Genomic DNA, 19,299 nt, shown 5'->3' with positions numbered 1-19,299 from the left:
CTAGCGCATAAAAGTTAGAGAAAATAATTCTCTAACTTTTTTGTGTACATAACTATATTTAAAAAAGTAAAAAACTTGTCTCATAATTATATGTCATTTAAATCTAAACGATTATGAGTAGTGAAAGAGACCTTTCTAATTACATACTTAATTTACTTTTTAATGTCCAGTATTTTTCTCCAGTAGTGTCAAAAGAGAATTCCACCCATCCATTTGGATCTTCACGATAAATAAAGATGTTTGTTCCACGAGTTACTGTACCAACTTTATTTTCCTCGACTGCTACATCTGATTTACTTTTAATTTTTAAGCTAAATGGATACGGTACATGGTAATAAGCAGCTGTTGATACAACATTTGCTGTTGTCCCATCTTCATACATGTTATATAGAATGTTATTAGATAACGCTTCAACATCTAATGTTTCAGGATTTTTTGGTAATTTTTTTGCAGATGTATAGTCTTCCCCACGGAAAGGTTTAATACGTTCCATAATATTTGCAATTTTTCCAGCCCAGCCTTTGTCTGATGCATATTTTACGTTCATACCAGCTAATGTTGGTCCATTATAATGCATGCCATCTTCTTCTAAATATCTTTCTCGTACATAATTGGCATTATAAGCAATACTGTCACCGTAGGTTGGTAAATATTTTGCATATTTAAACGGATCCTTATCATACGCGCGTAACCCAAATAAATTGTGTTTTCGATATGCGATTTCTGATTTTCCATATCCAGACTCTAAAATTGCATGTGCTGCTAAATACTGTGCATTGACACCGTATTGATTTTGCGCATTAATAAAGTCTTGCCCATGTCCAACTAACGGACTATCTGAATGGTATTTTGCAATAAAACTATCAATCTCTTGGGCTGTAATTTTCGAAGCCACTGTTAAATTTAAATCCTCATACGAAGTAGCAGTAATGATTTCTTTGTCTTTTAAACCATTATTTTGATTTTGTTGTAACATATCTGTTTTAGCAGTAAGTTGAGCGGCCTCGGCGCGTGTTATAGACCTATTTGGTTGCCAACCATTATCAGTACCATTGGAAATATTTAAGTCAATTAAAATATTGGCATACTTTTCTCCCCAATGCCCTTTTAAATCCTCAAATTTACCTTGGTCATTATTATTTGCTGTACCTTGTAATTTATAAGCATTTACTAGCATCGTCGCCATGGCAGCGCGAGTTACTTTACCGGATGGATTGAAAAGGCCATTCCCTTCGCCTTTAACAATGCCAGCTTTTTCAGCTGCAGCGATATAAGGGGTAGCCCAATGGCTTTGTGCATCTGTAAAGGATGGTTTTGCATCAAAGTCAATTTGTATACCTAATACTTTTGTCATAATTTTCGTAGCGGAAGCTCTGTCTAATGAATCATGTGAACCAAAAGTTCCATCTGGATAACCAATTATGACTTGTTTATCCACTAAATAGTTTACAGATTGCTCTGCCCACTTGGGAACATCAGGAAATTTGTGAGTATCTGCAAATATATTAGATGAGTAGGATAGTAGACTTCCTGCAATAATTCCTGTAGCAATTAACTTGGATTTCATAAAATATTCTCCTTCTAAATCTTAATTTCTATCCATTTTCATGCATTTAATTTACATTATTCCTTTATTAAGAATTAGTAATAAAAAATTGCAATAAATGTTGGTGAGCTTATTTAATAATAAACTATATTGTTAATGGACAATATATATAAGGAGTTGCATAAATAAAGGTTCTTTCCCCAACAGAGTATATAGAGAAAAGATTTTCTATCATTTTCTATCAATATGTATCGTTTAAAAATTTTTAAGCATAACATACATTTGGTTCAACGATTTTAGCCGCCTGTATATAAGTGTCAATGAACAAATATAAGTTTATATTCAATTTTTTTAATTAAATTCAAGTTAGTTTTTGTATACTTGTTAAACTAGTATACAAACTTGAAAATCAATCTCAATTAATCACGATTAATTATAGTTAAGTATACATTAATACGTCAACACCTTATTAATTTTCAGTAAATAAAATTAATTTATACTGATTTTTCATGTTAATATTAAACATTTTTGTAAAAGTTATTCATTGACACTCATGCATATAAGTAACTATAATCGTTACACCAAATTGAATAGATGTCAGCATCATCACAAACATATAAATATAAAAATAAAAAATCTCAATTTGGTAATACAATAGATTGGTAGAGGTGTGTATTTTTATGAAGCGCAAATTAATTACAACAGGTATCCTTGCAGGAGCTATATTATCTTATTCTTCTAATATTTTAGCGGATACTCACAAATTTCCTGATGTTCCCAAGTGGGCAGAGCAATCTGTAAACTATTTAGTGGATAAACAAGTCATAATTGGTTATCCAGATGGAACTTTTGGCTCAAACGTTACGTTAGATCGAGCTTCCGCTGCAACAATTATAACAAAAGCTTTAGGAATAGAAATCGATCCAAAAGCCAAACCTTCTTTTACAGACTCTCAAGACCACTGGGGCGCTCCCTATATTGCTGCAGCTGAAAAAGCTGGCATTGTTAAAGGAGAAGGGAATGGCCTTTTCAATCCATCCGGTAAAGTAACTCGCGCTGCCATGGCAACGATGCTAGTAAATGCTTATAAACTACAAAGTACAGCAAGTAATAATGACCAAGGTAAATTTGAGGATTTAAAAGGACATTGGGGAGAAAAGTATGCCAATATTTTAATTGACTTAAATATTTCCAATGGTACGGATAATGGCTGGCAACCAAATAGGTCTATAACACGCGCTGAAGCCGCTCAACTTACTGCTAAAACTGATATGCTGTCAAGAGATATGAATAGTGAATTAAAAGAAAAAGACTATACAAGTACTAATACTCTTCTAAATCAGCACCAAAAACTTTCAGGCAAAGTAATTGAAAAAACGAATGACGGATTGGTTGTTTCTGGTAAAAATTCAAGTGTATACGCTATCGTTTCTTCCCCTGAGGTACTTAAAGATATTCAGATTGGGGATACCGTTACCGTTTATGCTCCTATGTTTATAGGCTCAATACCAGGTGATCCAGCTACAGCTAAATATGCAATTGTTCAAAAAGAAAATGAAGAAAACGTTCTAAAAAAACAATATAAAATGCACACTGGAAGTGTAATCAATAAAAAGAAGGACACAATCCAAATTTCTAATGAAGGCCTGACTGTTACTGCTGCTGTTTCTTCTGAAGTGCTTGAGGATATTCAAGTTGGGGATACCGTTACTATTTATGGGGCATCCTTTATGAGTAATATGGCAAGTGGTGATTTATCTGCTAAAGCTCCAATCATTGAAAAGTTGGCAAGTAAGACAGTGATTGCTAATACAAGTGTAGATAAATCGAAATCTATATCAGAAGTCGATAAAAAAGAACAAAATGCTCTGAATCAACATCAAAAACTTTCTGGTAAAGTAATTGAAAAAACAGAAGACGGATTAGTGGTTTCTGGTAAAAACTCAAGCGTATACGCTATCGTTTCTTCCCCTGAGGTACTTAAAGATATTCAGATTGGGGATACTGTTACCATTTATGCTCCTATGTTTATAGGCTCAATACCAGGTGATCCAGCTACAGCTAAATATGCAATTGTTCAAAAAGAAAATGAAGAAAACGTTCTAAAAAAGCAATATAAAATGCACACTGGAAGTGTAATCAATAAAACAAAGGACACTATTGAAATTTCTAGTGAAGGTTCGACGGTTAGAGCTACCGTCTCTTCTGAAGTCTTACAAGATATAAATATTGGAGATACCATTACTATTTATGGGGCATCCTTTATGAGTAATATGGCAAGCGGTGATTTATCTGCTAAAGCTCCAATCATCGAAAAGTTGGCAAGTAAGACAGTGACTGCTAATACAAGTGTAGATAAATCGAGGTCTGCATCAGAAGTCGATAAAAAAGAACAACATGTTCTAGATCAACACCAAAAACGTTCAGGTAAAGTAACTGAAAAAACAGAAGACGGATTGGTGGTTTCTGGTGAAAAGTCAAGTGTATACGCTATCGTTTCTTCCCCTGAGGTACTAAAAAATATTCAAATTGGGGATACCGTTACCGTTTATGCTCCTGTTTTTATAGGCTCAATACCAGGTGATCCAGCTACAGCTAAATATGTAATTGTTCAAAAAGAAAATGAAGAAAACGTTCTAGAAAAACAATATAAAATGCACACTGGAAGTGTAATCAATAAAACAAAGGAAACAATCCAAATTTCTAGTGAGGGCCTGTCTGTTACTGCTGTTGTTTCTTCTAAAGTACTTGAGGATATTCAAGTTGGGGATACCGTTACTATTTATGGTGCGGATTTTATGAGTAATATGGCAAGTGGTGATTTATCTGCTAAAGCTCCAATCATTGAAAAGCTGGCAAGATAAGCAAAAGGAATCCAATGGGAAAATCCCAATACTACTAAGTAGATAGATGCTATTGCTCTAACATCTATAATTGTGTTAATTATTTAAAACTGATATAAATTTGCTTTGTCTAAAGTTAAAAACAAGAAGCTCCTTAATTATAAGAAGTTTCTTGTTTTTTGTATAAGTGAATGTGATATAATTATTAAAATAGAATATGTTATTTCTCATGAATCTATTAATTAAGAATAATTTGATGGATATTTTATTCTAAACTAAATTTTTGCAGATTTATAGTACTAAATACATGTAATCTTGCGTGAACGTATAGGTTTAAATACTACGTTACCCCTCCCTTCAAAAATATTATGTATGAAATAAGAGAATCTTTCCCGATTTTTGCTGTTCGAAAGATGTCGGGTGCTTTTTATTAAAACCAATAAATGATAAAAATATAAAGGATAAGCTATGGTATAACTCATCCTTTATTCTTCATCATCAAATTCATATAGACTATCAAGCAATTCTGTAAATGCTGGACAAACAGGATATATTGCTTCCTCTATGTCTTCTTCCTCATGATCCCAGAATACGATTGATGGTGAATCACTGGTATCTCGATAATCGAAGCATAAAAGATTACCAAATGGATCTCAAGCAAAAGGATAAATTTTATCAGGTAATCTATCTTTCGTATTATTATATGTTTCTAGAATGGAGTATTTTTTATTAGAATCTAAGGTTAAAAGATTATTAAGTGAATTTTCATCTTGGAATAAAACTTAGATTTTCAAACAACATTATTGTTATATTTTTTATTATAGTGAATTATCCTAAATCAAAATTAAACAATTATATTTTCATTTTACACGTTGAGAAGAATACCTATTTCATTTTAATATTTGTCACTTACAAATATTCTTAGAATTTTAATTAACATCTATAACTTCCCATCCAGCTTCAATAGCCATTCCCCTTTTTTCATCTACTGAATCTCCTAAATTCATCTTATTTATAGCCACCACAGCTAAATGTGTCGGCCTACTTAACGCTACATAAGCTGTTTTTAGTGCATCCCTAATTACCTCAGGTAAATATCCAGATTCAGTTTCATAATTACGATAATTTCCAATTAAAAAGTCAAAAATCTCCGTAAAATCATAGAATATGTCTGGATTATTAAAATCCCCTTTCCTTATCTTTGATTCTAAAAGAAGTGTTGCTTTATGAGTCTCACCTTTAACGGAATGAACTGTTCCAAAGCAAATATCTTGTTCTACCAATTCTATATCTAACATCTGGTCATTTTGGATGAGCTGTTGTCCTCGCTTATAACTAATATAATTCCTCTCAATTCTATTACATACACGTTCTGTACAATGATTTAATAAATCTTCATTATTAAGTATCATCTCTTCTAATTCAATAATTCTTTTATATATTTTAACGATTTCTTCCTTAATATCCTCGTTTACAACTCCCTCAGCACCATAAATTTCTTTTATACACACCGCTATCTTAGACTTTATATCTATAAACTTTTCTTGTCTCAATAAATTATTAAAGTAATTAAGAGAATATGCTGATTTTCCCTTCGGTAACCGATCATTTGTATGCTTCACATACATTAGTAACCCTTTCATTACTATCTCATAAAAATTTTTAATTATCGTTTCTGTTTTTGGCTTTACATCACTGTTTCTTTTATACCTAGTATAATAATTTTTCACTTCATCATGCATTAAACCTACTGCTCCTATTTTTTTGGTACTCCACTTAAACTCTGTATTAGTATCTGATAAACTCTTTACTAAATTTAAGTACTCATTTATAACATTATTTTTAGAGTTATATAATAATAGGTACGGTTTAAATGATTTTTTATTAGGATTTCCTCTTAGTACTTCATATTTTTCAATACAAGTAGTCCTTAAAACTTTTGCGATGCTCTCACCAAAACGTGTACTATATGATAATTCAAGTTGCGGTATCGTTTCTCTAGATGGTACCCAAGCATCTTCCCCTTTTCCAAACATTGTATACAGCGCTTGATATGGATCTCCAAATTTTTGTAGTATTGTTAATCCATTATTAAATATTCTCATTAATAAATCATATTGTATCTCACTTGTATCTTGTGTTTCATCAATAAATGCCCACAAAAACCGTTTTCCAAATGCGTTCTTAATACGATGTTCGTACTTTTTTATATACCAATTTGAAAATGATATAGTATCATTATGCCTAAATATCCCCATTTCTAACAAATCCCTAAAGGTATTAACCACCTCTTCTCGACACCACTCATTGCACTCGCCTATTAACTCTAGGCTACCATCATTTAAAAATTCTAAATATGTTTCTTTTATTCGAGTCGTAGGGGCAAAAGAGGAACTATATTCACTGAAAATTTCAGCGAATTTTTCTTTATACATCTCCTCTTCATCTAATAACGCTTTTTTATTTGGATATAATTCTTGATACGCCTTAGAAGTAAAAAAGTGATTTAAAAAATCATGTATAGTTCCTATAAAGTTGGGATATCCAAAATTAACTATTTTCACATTTACTTATGAGAATTCAGCTTTTTTCGTTTCGAGGTATTTCCTTTTCTTTCCTTGACGACAATACCTACTTACATTAGAACCTAAAAAATTAATAAAAACGAAGCGACTTATTTCAATCGCTTCGTTTTCTCAGCTCATAACTTTTCCAAAATAATAACAAAAATAAATTATTTCTTTTTGATTTTTCTCTAGTCTAATTAATTTTTCCCTAGTCTAATTAATTTTTCCTTTTTGACATTCACTCTACATAACCCTCTTAAACATCTTCTCCAACTCATAAGTAGAATGATGCACAAGAATCGGTCTTCCGTGCGGGCATGTATACGGGTTTGTTGTTGTACGTAGTTCTTCCAGCAAAGCAAATATTTGATCGTTCGTTAAATATTGATTTGCTTTAATAGATGCTTTACAGCTCATCATGATGGCTGCTTCTTCACGTAATTTCTTAATATCAACTTTTTTTAGTTTAACAACTTGCTCCATCATTTCATCGATAATTTCTGTTTCTTGTCCTTTCGGGAACCACGTTGGGTGCGAGCGGACGATAAAGGATTGATGGCCAAATTGCTCCAAGAATAGACCGACTTTTTTCAGTTCTTCTAGTTGCTCTTCAACACGTAAAAATTCAGTAAGAGATAAATCGATACGGTACGGTACAAGCAGTTCTTGTACTTCTTGCGCTACCCTTCCTACTTTATCACGGAAATATTCATAGTTGATACGTTCCTGCGCAGCATGTTGATCAATCATATATAAGCCTTTATCATTTTGAGCGAAAATATATGTTCCATGCATTTGTCCAATTGGATAAAGTGGCGGTAAGTCATTACCGTTCATTTCAATCTCTTTGATTTCCTGAACTTCTTCTTCCAATTCCTCTAATTCAAAGTCCTCTTCATTACTGTCCCACGATTTTTCTTCTCGAATTGGTTCTTCCATTATCGGTCTAGTAGATGGCTGCCAACTTTGTTCTTCTCTTACGAGCGACTGTGGTGGTTGCCATTCTTGTTTCGGCGGTTGCCACAGTTGTGCTGGCTGTTTCACAGGCAGCGGTTCTTCTTGTTTTTCATCCATGCCAGTTGGTAAAACAATGTCCGGCATGGATGGTTCTTTCGGCTTCGCATGCTCAAACTGGAACTGTTCTTGCACACTCTCGTCTTTTTCTTTTTTCTTCGTTGTTACGCCTGCATCTGGAATGAGCTGTATTTTTTTAAATGCAGCTTGCAATGTTTCTTCGATAAGCTTTAGCAATTCTTGTTCTTTACTAAAACGAACTTCTAATTTTGCAGGATGTACGTTAACGTCAACAAGCATTGGATCCATTTCAATCGATAAAAATCCGATTGGATATCGTCCGACTGGCAGTAATGTATGATATCCTTGCTGAATTGCTTTCATTAATACAAAGTTTCGAACGTAACGGCCATTTACGATTGTTGACATATAATTTCGAGATGCTCTCGTTACTTCTGGTAATGTTACATAGCCTGTAATTGTGAAATCTAAAGATTCAGCTTCAATCGGAACAAGTTTCTTCGCAACTTGAATGCTGTAAATCGATGCAAGTACTTGTCTTACATCACCATTACCTGACGTATGAAGCAATTTCTTTTCATTATGAAACAGCTTTAACGATACTTCTGGATGTGACATTGCAATACGATACACAATATCTGTAATATTACCAAGCTCTGTATGAATGGTTTTCATATATTTAAGACGCGCTGGTGTATTAAAGAATAAGTTTTGTACTGTAATATCTGTTCCTTTTCGGCTCGCGGTTTTCTCTTGCTTTATAATGTCTCCACCTTTAATAATAAGGTGTGTACCAGGTGCATCACCTGTGCTAGTGATTAATTCTAATTCACTAACTGAGGCGATACTCGGCAATGCCTCACCACGGAAACCGAGTGTTCTGATGCGAAACAGATCGTTTTCATCTTTAATTTTACTTGTCGCATGTCGTTCAAAAGCTACGATGCAATCTTCTTCTGCAATGCCATCTCCATTATCAATGATGCGAATTTTCGATAAACCAGCTTCTTCTAAGTGGATTTCAATAGATGTACTATTCGCATCGATAGAATTTTCCACAAGTTCTTTTACGACTGAAGCAGGACGCTCTACTACTTCTCCTGCCGCAATTAAGTTAGAGAGTTGGTCATCGAGTTTGCGAATTTTCCCCATCTACTTACTCATCCTTTCTTTAACTTTTTCTGTAAGCGATACAGTTCGTTCATCGCTTCTAAAGGCGTCATATCAAGTAAATCAATTTTTTTAATTTGCGCCAGTACTGCTGTTTCTTTTTGATCTAACGCAAGCTTGTCTTGTTTCTTCGAAGACTGTTCTCCTCCAAAGAAAGATAGTTGTGATTCTTCCTCAGTCTCTACTTTCGCCTCTAGTACTTCTACTGGCTCTTCTTTTACAACTACAGGTTCTGGAATAACTTCTTGCTCCTGCACTTTCACTTCTACACGCTTTGGAATAATAATTTCTTCTTGTCCTTCTAGTTGTGCTAACACTTCTTTCGCGCGGGCAATTAAGCTATCTGGAAGCTCTGCAAGTTGCGCAACGTGGATTCCGTAACTTTTATCTGCTGCTCCATCTTGAATTTTATGAAGGAATACTACTTTACCATTCTCTTCAATTGCTGAAACGTGTACATTTTTCAGTTGATCTAAACTCTCTTCTAACACAGTCAATTCATGATAATGTGTAGAAAATAACGTTTTTGCCCCAATTTGGTCATGAATATGTTCAATGATTGCCTGTGCAAGTGCCATGCCATCATACGTAGATGTACCTCGTCCAATTTCATCAAATAAAATTAAACTTCTTTCTGATGCGTTTGCAATTGCATTTTTCGCTTCTAACATTTCGACCATAAATGTACTTTGACCTGAAATCAAATCATCTGCTGCACCAATTCTCGTAAAGATTTGGTCAAATACAGGTAATACTGCTTCTGTCGCTGGTACGAAACAACCAATTTGTGACATAACCGTTACAAGTGCTAACTGTCTCATATACGTACTTTTACCAGACATGTTCGGTCCTGTAATTAAAAAGACATCCATCTTCTCTGGCATAATACAATCATTCGGTACATACAATTTTCCGTTCAATACTTTTTCAACGACAGGATGACGACCATCTTTAATAAAGATTTCACGCTTCGTTGTTAGTACAGGTTTTACAAACTGTTCTTCTTCACTAACTGTCGCGAAACTTTGCAGTACGTCTAATTCACTAATTACTTTTGCTAAATGTTGTAATTTCGGAATAAATACTTTTACTTCTTCACGAAGTGCTGTAAATAAATCGTATTCTAGCTGTACAATTTTTTCTTCTGCTTCTAAAATTAACGTTTCTTTTTCTTTCAGTTCATCTGTAATGAAACGTTCAGCATTAGCAAGCGTTTGTTTTCGTTCGTAGCGGCCTTCTGGAAGTGCTGCAAGATTCGCCTTCGTCACTTCAATGTAGTAGCCGAAAATACGGTTGTACCCGATTTTTAACGATTTAACTCCTGTAATATCACGCTCTCGTTTTTCAAGCTCAGCGATCCACGTTTTTCCGTTTTTACTAACGTAACGATATTGATCAAGCTTGTCATTATAACCGTCTTTAATAATATCTCCATCTTTAATAGAAAGCGGTGGGTTTTCTTGAATACTTCTTCCTAGTAATTCAGTTAAGCTCTCACATGGATCCGCTCCTTGAATTAACCTTGCTGCATAAGCATTATCTAACAAACTAATCGCTTCTAAAATAGCTGGTACTTGAAGTAAAGATCGTCTTAACTGTAATAAGTCCCTTGCATTGACATTACCAAATGCAACTTTTCCTGCTAAACGTTCTAAATCATATACTTCTTTTAGTTTTTCTTTTAAATCTTCACGTAAGAAGTAATCATTTACAAATGTTTCAACCATTTCTAAACGCTCTTCAACTTTTTCTTTCTGAATAAGTGGACGTTCCATCCACTGTTTTAACATACGACCACCCATAGCTGTTTTTGTTTTATCCAATAGCCATAATAATGATCCTGTTTTTTCTTTCGTTCGAAGTGTTTCTGTCAGCTCTAAATTTCGCTTTGAATGCACATCAATTTTCATAAATTGATTCGTATAATAAATTTCTACAGGCTGTAAATGATCTAATGAACGTTTTTGCGTTCTTATCAAATAGTTAAATAAGCGTCCAATTGCTTTAATTAACTTTGCTTGCGAAACATTTTTCACAAGATGTTCTAATCCTTCAGGAATTGCCGTTGCATCTTCATATGAAATTGTCATTTTTAACGTTTCAGTTAATTTATTTAATTCATCTTTAGAAAATGAAGAATCTACAACAATTTCTTTTGAACCAGTTGCATACACTTCCAATAAAATATCTTCTACTGAACCAGTTAACAACGTTACTGTATTTTGTCCAGTCGTTAAATCATTACAAGCTAAAGCATATGATCCATCTTCAAAATGTGTTAATGCGGCTAAGAAGTTGTTTTCTTTCTCATCAATTGTACGCCCTTCCATCATCGTTCCTGGCGTAATTAGTTGTACTACTTCACGGCGCACTACACCTTTAGCTGTTTTTGGATCTTCCACTTGCTCACAAACAGCAACTTTATATCCTTTTTCAACAAGTTGTTCAATATAGTTTTTAGCTGCATGATGCGGTACACCGCACATCGGTATACGATCACTACTGCCACCATCTCGGCTCGTTAATGTAATCTCAAGTTCATGAGCTGCTTTAACGGCATCTTCAAAGAACATTTCATAAAAATCGCCTAATCGGAAAAATAAAAAGGCATCTTGATAGTCTGCCTTAACCTTTAAATATTGCTGTATCATAGGGGTATATTGCGTCATACTTTTCCTCCATAATTCTTACATAGTAATCAATTTTCATATATGTCACATTTCACGGACATCCATATCTCCTATTTCAGGAGTCTATCTTCATTATAACATATTTCATAAAGAATCATGTTCATTCAGCGCCACTTATGTAAAGTAAAAAGCTAGGAAGAACTTCTCCCTAGCTTTCTATTACTCTTCTTCTGCATCAACGATAAAGTTCGGATCTAATTCTTCAAATTCATCATCAGCAATTTGGAAATCATCATCTGATTCTACGCAGCCTTCAGGATTTACACTTACACAAATTTTCGTTTCTCCAACTACTTCTGTTACAAATTCACGTTCTACAGTTACAACAATTTTATTACCGTTTGGTGATACAAGCGCTTCTAAACAATTTGGTGGCTGAATAACACGAGCAATAATTTCTAAATCGTCACCAGAAAAGTTTTTATCACGATAACCAATGCTTACTTCGTCCGTGTAGTTCACGCGTTCTGTTACAACTTCAGTCTTTGTATTTCCATCAAATGAATACCAAGTGTTCACATCATAGAAACCTTCAATTTCCACATGCTTCCCATTCTTTCTTGCTTCGTACGAGTGGTTAATTACCCAGCACCCTAAAATACTTGTTGGTTCATTATTCGATTCACATGTATGCGTTGACTTTGTATACTTACGTCCTTTTCCAACCACTGCTTTTGTAATAATCTCTCTAAATTCGGACATTCGTAACCCTCCTCAATCACTATTCACTTAATCATATGCGTGACAATAGCGGAATGTGTCATTCTTTTTTTGAGAAGAACTTACGTTTAATCAACTAAAAAAAAGAGATGTCAATATGACATCTCTTTAACAACCACAATTTCCTTTTTTACTTTCTACCGCTGCGCCAGTTTCACCCTTAAGTACATCGCCACCAGTTGAAATTAATATTTCATCTGTTACGTTGTTAGAAATTGTACTAGCAACTAACTGTAATAAGTCATTTACATATGTTTGTGAAGATTTAAATTCTTGTACGACTGGAATACTGTCTAACTTATCTTGCAATGCATCAATTTCAGCTTCTACCTTTTTTAAAGCTTCCCACTTCCCGTAATGCTGCAAGTTTACTGCTTGTTTTTGCAGTGCTTTAATTTCATCGATTGCGCGCTTTACATTTTCATTTTTATGAATTTGCGCCTCTGCTTTCTTAAAAAAATCAACTTCTTCTGTTTCAGAAATCATTTTTGCTAATTCTTTTGCTTGTTCAACAATGTCATCTTTCGAATATACTTTCATCTATTATTTCACCTCAATCGGCTCTTCAACTAATTCCCCGTTAAGAGACCAAGTTTTTGCTTCCGTTACTTTTACTTTCACAAGCTGACCAATTAAAGATTTTGAAGCGACGAAGTTTACAAGTTTATTCGTGCGAGTATAACCTGCAAGTACTTCCGGATTATTTTTACTTTCCCCATCAACTAACACTTCTACAATTTGACCTTTGTAACGACTATTCTTTTCAATTGCCAACGTATTTACTAGTGTATTTAAGCGTTGAAGACGTTCTTTCTTCACTTCCATAGGTACATTATCTTTCATTTTTGCAGCTGGTGTACCTTCGCGAGGAGAATAAATAAATGTAAAGGCAGTATCAAATCCTACTTCACGATATAACGACATCGTTTCTTCAAATTGCTCATCTGTTTCATTTGGGAAACCAACGATAATATCTGTTGTTAATACTGCATCTGGAATTGCTTCTTTAATTTTTCTTACAAGTTCTAAATAATGCTCACGTGAATATTTACGCGCCATAATTTTCAGCATATCTGTACTTCCAGATTGAACTGGTAAATGGATATGTTCTACTAAGTTGCCACCTTTGCCAAGCACTTCAATTAAGTGATCATCGAAATCACGTGGATGGCTCGTTGTAAAACGAATACGGGCAATATCAACTTTACGAAGTTCGTCCATTAAATCACCAAGACCGTATTCTACATCTTCAAAGTCTTTACCATATGCATTTACGTTCTGTCCAAGTAATGTAATTTCTTTATAACCATTCGCAGCTAAATGACGAATCTCTTGGATAATATCTTCTGGACGTCTGCTCCGCTCTTTTCCGCGCGTATACGGTACAATACAATACGTACAGAACTTATCACAGCCATACATAATATTTACCCAAGCTTTAATATCACCACGACGTACTTTCGGAAGGTTTTCAATTACGTCGCCTTCCTTTGACCATACTTCAACTACCGTCTCTTTCGAGAACATCGCATCTTTTAGAATGTACGGTAATCTATGAATATTATGCGTTCCAAATACCATATCTACATGCTGATTTTTTTGCATAATTTTATTTACAACAGATTCTTCTTGAGACATACAACCACATACACCAATTAAAAGGTCCGGATTTCTTCGCTTTAGTGACTTTAAATGGCCTAGTTCACCAAACACTTTATTTTCAGCATTTTCACGAATTGCACAAGTATTTAATAAAACTACATCTGCATCCTCAGTCGAAAAAGTTGGTTCATATCCAAGCGTTGTGAAAATACCTGCCATTACTTCCGTATCATGCTCATTCATTTGACAACCATATGTACGAATATAGAACTTTCTTCCTGTACCAAAATTGCGAAACTCTTCAGGTAAGCCAAAATCCCGTTCAATTTTAACTTCTTCTTTCCCTCGCTTTTTCGCATCCTTTAAGGAAGGTGGTTGATATACACTTTCAAAGTATTTACTATAATCTTTCTCTTCTTTTTTCGTAGAGGAATTTGCTTGTTGACTTGCTAATCGTTGTTGCTCGTTCATCGGTAATCTCCTTTCACCCTTAACTATACACACTCTATAGTCCATTTTAATGCGCCTAGACTCACCTCAAAAATGGTTAGATAGCTTGAGAGATAACTTGTCCTTTGAAACTTGAGTAATCAATCTAATCATTCATAAGAATGAAGTCTTCCCCACGCAAATAGACATTCCCTTTTTATTATTTCTTGTTGTCCTACCCAAAAGCATATTGCTTTATCCCTATAAACATTACCATAGTATGACCTGTTTCGCCAATTTTAACAATACAGAGGCCCTTTATTATCTTACATTTCATAAGCAATGAACTTGCCATTTTCATACAACGATTTATATATTATTTTACCATTCTGAATTTTCTAAGTAAATAAGACTACCCTATATTTTTCTAATAAAAAAAGGTTGCCACATGGCAACCTCCTCTTCTTATATTACATAAATTCAGCAACAAGCTCATCAAACATTTTCTGATCCATATTTAAATCAGATTTCACTAAAGGCTCTTCACTATAGCCTTTAACAAGTTCTTGATATGATGGTTGCTTAGTATTTTGATAAATTAAACCTGTTACTAAACCGTTATTTTCCATTAAAGTTTGCATAGCCATCATGCGATTAGATGGATCATATCCCTCTACTGTGCTTAGTTTCGTTAAATTCTCTTTAAACCAATCGTAGGTATTTACTTTATTGTAAGTAACACATGGGCTAAATACGTTAATTAATGAAAATCCTTTATGGTTAATACCAGCTTCAATAATTTGTGTTAATTCTTTTAAATCACTCGAAAAGCTTTGCGCCACAAATGTCGCACCAGCTGTTAAAGCCATTTCCATTACATTTAGTGATGGTTCAATTGAACCTTGCGGTGTGCTTTTCGTTTTAAATCCAGCTTCACTACGTGGTGAAGTTTGCCCTTTTGTTAATCCGTAAATTTGGTTATCCATTACGATGTACGTAATATCGATATTACGACGAATAGAATGGATTGTATGTCCCATACCAATCGCAAATCCATCACCATCACCACCTGAAGCGATGACTGTTAAATCACGATTTGCCATTTTTACACCTTGTGCAATCGGAAGGGCACGACCATGAATACTATGCACACCATATGAATTAATATAACCTGAAATACGGCCTGAACAGCCAATACCAGAAATAACAGCAAGTTCATCTGGATTTAAACCAACGTTAGCTGCCGCACGTTGAATTGCAGCTTGCACTGAGAAGTCTCCGCAACCTGGGCACCAGTTTGGCTTTACACTGTTACGAAAGTCCTTAAATGTTGCCATTTAATACAACCCCTTTTTTGCATTCGTTGTAAATCTCTTTCGGCAAGAATGGGTTTCCATCATATTTTAAAAGACTAGAAATTTTCTCACCATTACCAAGATTCATTTTCATAATGTTAGCAAGCTGACCTGTTGCATTGTTTTCTACTACTACAACACGCTTCGCCTTTTTCACAAGTGGATCGATTTCAGCTGTTGGGAACGGGTGAATTAAACGTACATGAGCATGGTTTACTTTCATACCCTCTTGTTCTAAACGCGTCATTGCCTCTTCGATCGCACCACGAGTTGAGTTAAATCCAACAAGCAATACGTCTGCTTCTTCATGCTTAACATTTTTATAAACAGGGGTATTAAACTTCAAGTTCTCCATTTTACGGAAACGTTTGTCCATTTGATCTTTACGGTTTATTGCTGATTCCGATGGTTTTCCAGTTTCATCATGTTCTACACCTGTAACATGGTGAACACCATTTTTCATACCAGGTAAAACACGCGGTGAAACGCCGTCTTCAGTTACTTCATAACGCTTGAAGTATGCTTTATTTTCACGTTCTGGTAATTCCGCTTCTAAATCAAGCTTACCACGACGAATTTCCACTTTATCTAATTTAAGTGGTTCTACTGTTTGTTTTCCTAACGAAAGCTGTAAATCTGTTAAGAAAATAACAGGAACTTGATATTCTTCAGATAAGTTAAATGCTTCTACAATGTCATAGAAAGCTTCTTCAACTGTACTTGGCGCCATTACGATTTTTGGAATTTCACCATGCGTACCGTAAATCATCGCCATTAAGTCAGACTGTTCTTGTTTCGTTGGTAATCCCGTACTTGGACCACCACGTTGTGTATCAACAATTACTAATGGAGTTTCTGTAATACCTGCTAAACCGATTGCTTCCATCATTAATGAAAGACCAGGACCAGCAGATGCAGTTAATGTACGAACACCAGCATAGTTTGCACCGATTGCCATTGTACAAGCTGCGATTTCATCCTCAGTTTGGATTACTGTTCCGCCGACTTTCGGTAATTTTTTAATTAAGTATTCCATAATTTCTGATGCAGGTGTGATTGGGTATGCTGACATAAAACGAGCACCACCAGCTACCGCACCAAATGCGATTGCGTCGTTTCCAATCATAAACATGCGTTTTTTACCATCAGCTTTTTCAAGCTGCATCATGTTTACTTTCTCACCTAGTAATTCTTTCATATATTGAGAGCCGCGTTTAATTGCGTTCATATTCTTTTGAACGACTTGCTCTCCTTTACGACCAAAGATTTCTTCAACAACATCTAAATAAGCTGTTTCGTCTAATCCTAATACTGCACTTGATGCTCCAACAGCAACCATGTTTTTCATTAATGATGTGCCTAATTCTGAAGCAATATCTGTAAACGGTATCACATATAGATTTACATCTGTATTATCAGGTATTGTTGGATTAAATTTCGCATCCGCAACTACAATTCCACCTGGACGTAGTTCGTGGAAGTTAAAATCAATTGTTTCTTGGTCAAAAGCAATTAAAATATCTAAATCATCTGAGATCGCTCGTACTTCTGTTGTACTTACACGAATTTTATTATTTGTATGGCCGCCTTTTATACGTGATGAGAAGTGGCGGTAACCGTATAGGTAATATCCTAATCGGTTTAATGCAATACAGAAGATTTCTCCTGTACTTTCAATTCCTTCACCTTGTTGGCCTCCAACTTTCCATGAAAGTTGACTAATCATCTCCTACACCCCTTTTGGCTGCATTCATTGTAGTGTATTTTTTTACAGTAATAGTTTAGCATTTTTTATGCAAATAAACTACAACGGACGCAAATTATGCCTCTTCTGATTTCCCTGAATCTTTAGTATAAAGCTATTTTGTTTTTCATTCTAGTATTAGGTCTTAAAAAAAGCAATAAAATCAAATGAGTTAATTTTAATTATTCTGAATTTTAAACCAAAAACTTAAAAACTCATATGTTCAACAAAATTATCATATAAAAATCTTTCTACAGTAGATGCAGCATAGTATTTATAAAGCTCATTCATGACATTTTCATAATCTCCGTAGGCAGATACATTGACAACCGTATCTACAATCCCATCAAAATCTGAACCAAACCCTATATTGTTTTCTCCACCTAGCGAGCAAATATATTCGATATGTTTTACTATATCTGTTATATTTGCTTGTCTTTCACTTGTTAGAAACTGCGGTACAAAAGTAACACCGATTATGCTATTTCTCTGTATAAGCGCTTTAATTTGTTCGTCATTTAAATTGCGTGGATGCTCACACAGTTTATAACAATTTGAGTGGGATGCAATTGGGTTATTTGCAATTTCTATCACATCCCAAAAACTTCTCTCATTTAAATGTGATAGATCCGTCCATAATTGCAAAGTATTCAACTCTTGTACAACTTGTCTACCAACAGTAGTTAAACCTGCTCCACGCGTCTCTAGCGCCCCATCAGCTAACAAATTCGCATAGTTCCATGTTAATCCGAAAGAACGTACACCTAACCGATAAAACAAACGTAATTTCATCGCTTCTTTGCCAATTGCTTCGCACCCTTCTAACGTTAATAGCGCGCCAACCTCGTCTTGTTTTAATCTATTTATATCCTCTTTCGTTCGGATAAATCTCACACCTGGTAGCGATAGAATTTCATTATAAAAAATATCTATCATTTGTAATGCCGCTTCAAATCGTTTTTCATACGTCACTGTTTCTGGCACATATATTGCAAAACATTGTATACTTCCTTGTCTTTCCTTTAACTGTTGAAATGTAATATGTAATTGCGGATCGTTTTTAAAATTCTTTTTTCCCTTTGCACTCCATAACTGAAAGAGCACATCACAATGAGCATCAAAAATTTTCATTTTCATTCCTCCATTATAAAAACAACCTGTTTGCATACTGCAAACAGGTTGTTTAAACTTAACGAGGTTCTACAATTAATTTTATTGCTGTACGCTCTTCGCCATCAATCATAATATCTGTAAACGCTGGGATACAAATTAGGTCCAAACCACTAGGCGCTACAAACCCTCTTGCAATTGCTACTGCCTTTACCGCTTGGTTTAATGCACCTGCACCAATAGCTTGAATTTCTGCTGTTCCGCGTTCGCGAATAACACCTGCAAGTGCACCAGCTACAGAATTAGGGACCGACGTTGCTTTAACTTTTAATATTTCCATTCCGCGTTTCCTCCTCGTTTCTTTAAAAAGTATTAGCAATTATTTCACTTTAACTTATATTCACGAGGAATGGCGCGTATTCCTGCTAAATTTTCGTAATTTTTCTAAAAAATTAAAATATAATAACTTATCTAAAATTTAACGGAAA

12 protein-coding genes and 1 pseudogene are annotated in these 19,299 nt (G+C 34.6%); 1 reads left to right on the top strand and 12 read right to left on the bottom strand.

Annotated features, from left to right (window positions below; all coding sequences use genetic code 11):
* Window positions 1–139: 139 nt before the first annotated feature.
* Complete coding sequence (locus N2V92_RS16050) at window positions 140–1,567, bottom strand: S-layer homology domain-containing protein (RefSeq protein WP_000837503.1); 1,428 nt, start codon at window positions 1,565–1,567, stop codon at window positions 140–142.
* A gap of 659 nt (window positions 1,568–2,226) precedes the next feature.
* On the opposite strand from N2V92_RS16050, the gene N2V92_RS16045 reads away from it, so the two are divergent.
* On the top strand, window positions 2,227–4,410 hold the full coding sequence (locus N2V92_RS16045; protein ID WP_042595525.1) for an S-layer homology domain-containing protein: 2,184 nt from the start codon (window positions 2,227–2,229) through the stop codon (window positions 4,408–4,410).
* A 464-nt stretch (window positions 4,411–4,874) separates the two neighbouring features.
* Here the strand turns inward: N2V92_RS16045 and N2V92_RS16040 are convergent.
* The 11 genes and pseudogenes from N2V92_RS16040 to spoVS all read right to left on the bottom strand — a co-directional run.
* Window positions 4,875–5,162 (bottom strand): annotated as a pseudogene (locus tag N2V92_RS16040) (SMI1/KNR4 family protein); the annotation flags it as partial.
* Window positions 5,163–5,318: 156 nt separating this feature from the next.
* Window positions 5,319–6,953, bottom strand: a complete 1,635-nt coding sequence (locus tag N2V92_RS16035; RefSeq protein WP_016077345.1) for a UvrD-helicase domain-containing protein — start codon at window positions 6,951–6,953, stop codon at window positions 5,319–5,321.
* Window positions 6,954–7,199: 246 nt separating this feature from the next.
* Window positions 7,200–9,143, bottom strand: a complete 1,944-nt coding sequence (gene mutL / locus N2V92_RS16030) for a DNA mismatch repair endonuclease MutL (RefSeq protein WP_000516486.1) — start codon at window positions 9,141–9,143, stop codon at window positions 7,200–7,202.
* A gap of 8 nt (window positions 9,144–9,151) precedes the next feature.
* A complete protein-coding gene (gene mutS / locus N2V92_RS16025) occupies window positions 9,152–11,830 on the bottom strand; it encodes a DNA mismatch repair protein MutS (protein WP_000195989.1) in 2,679 nt (892 codons plus the stop codon).
* Window positions 11,831–12,010: 180 nt separating this feature from the next.
* Window positions 12,011–12,553, bottom strand: a complete 543-nt coding sequence (gene cotE / locus N2V92_RS16020) for an outer spore coat protein CotE (RefSeq protein WP_001288799.1) — start codon at window positions 12,551–12,553, stop codon at window positions 12,011–12,013.
* 126 nt (window positions 12,554–12,679) lie between these two features.
* Complete coding sequence (locus N2V92_RS16015) at window positions 12,680–13,111, bottom strand: RicAFT regulatory complex protein RicA family protein (protein WP_000870460.1); 432 nt, start codon at window positions 13,109–13,111, stop codon at window positions 12,680–12,682.
* Window positions 13,112–13,114: 3 nt separating this feature from the next.
* Entirely contained in the window at window positions 13,115–14,644 is a 1,530-nt protein-coding gene (miaB, locus tag N2V92_RS16010) for a tRNA (N6-isopentenyl adenosine(37)-C2)-methylthiotransferase MiaB (RefSeq protein ID WP_001005392.1), read from the bottom strand.
* A gap of 428 nt (window positions 14,645–15,072) precedes the next feature.
* Entirely contained in the window at window positions 15,073–15,939 is an 867-nt protein-coding gene (locus N2V92_RS16005; RefSeq protein ID WP_000190155.1) for a 2-oxoacid:ferredoxin oxidoreductase subunit beta, read from the bottom strand.
* Window positions 15,926–17,683, bottom strand: a complete 1,758-nt coding sequence (locus N2V92_RS16000; protein ID WP_000625429.1) for a 2-oxoacid:acceptor oxidoreductase subunit alpha — start codon at window positions 17,681–17,683, stop codon at window positions 15,926–15,928. The genes N2V92_RS16005 and N2V92_RS16000 overlap by 14 nt, the downstream gene beginning before the upstream one ends.
* A 225-nt stretch (window positions 17,684–17,908) precedes the next feature.
* Window positions 17,909–18,868: a dipeptidase gene (locus N2V92_RS15995; protein WP_003279695.1), complete on the bottom strand. Its 960-nt coding sequence runs from the start codon at window positions 18,866–18,868 to the stop codon at window positions 17,909–17,911.
* A 22-nt stretch (window positions 18,869–18,890) separates the two neighbouring features.
* Complete coding sequence (spoVS, locus tag N2V92_RS15990) at window positions 18,891–19,151, bottom strand: stage V sporulation protein SpoVS (RefSeq protein ID WP_000404341.1); 261 nt, start codon at window positions 19,149–19,151, stop codon at window positions 18,891–18,893.
* Window positions 19,152–19,299: the final 148 nt, after the last annotated feature.

This window comes from Bacillus sp. CH_48, assembly GCF_038008465.1.
GTDB classification, from domain to species: domain Bacteria; phylum Bacillota; class Bacilli; order Bacillales; family Bacillaceae_G; genus Bacillus_A; species Bacillus_A thuringiensis_S.
The sequence above is the reverse complement of the archived record's forward strand: the minus strand, read 5'-3'. Positions and strand labels throughout refer to the sequence as shown.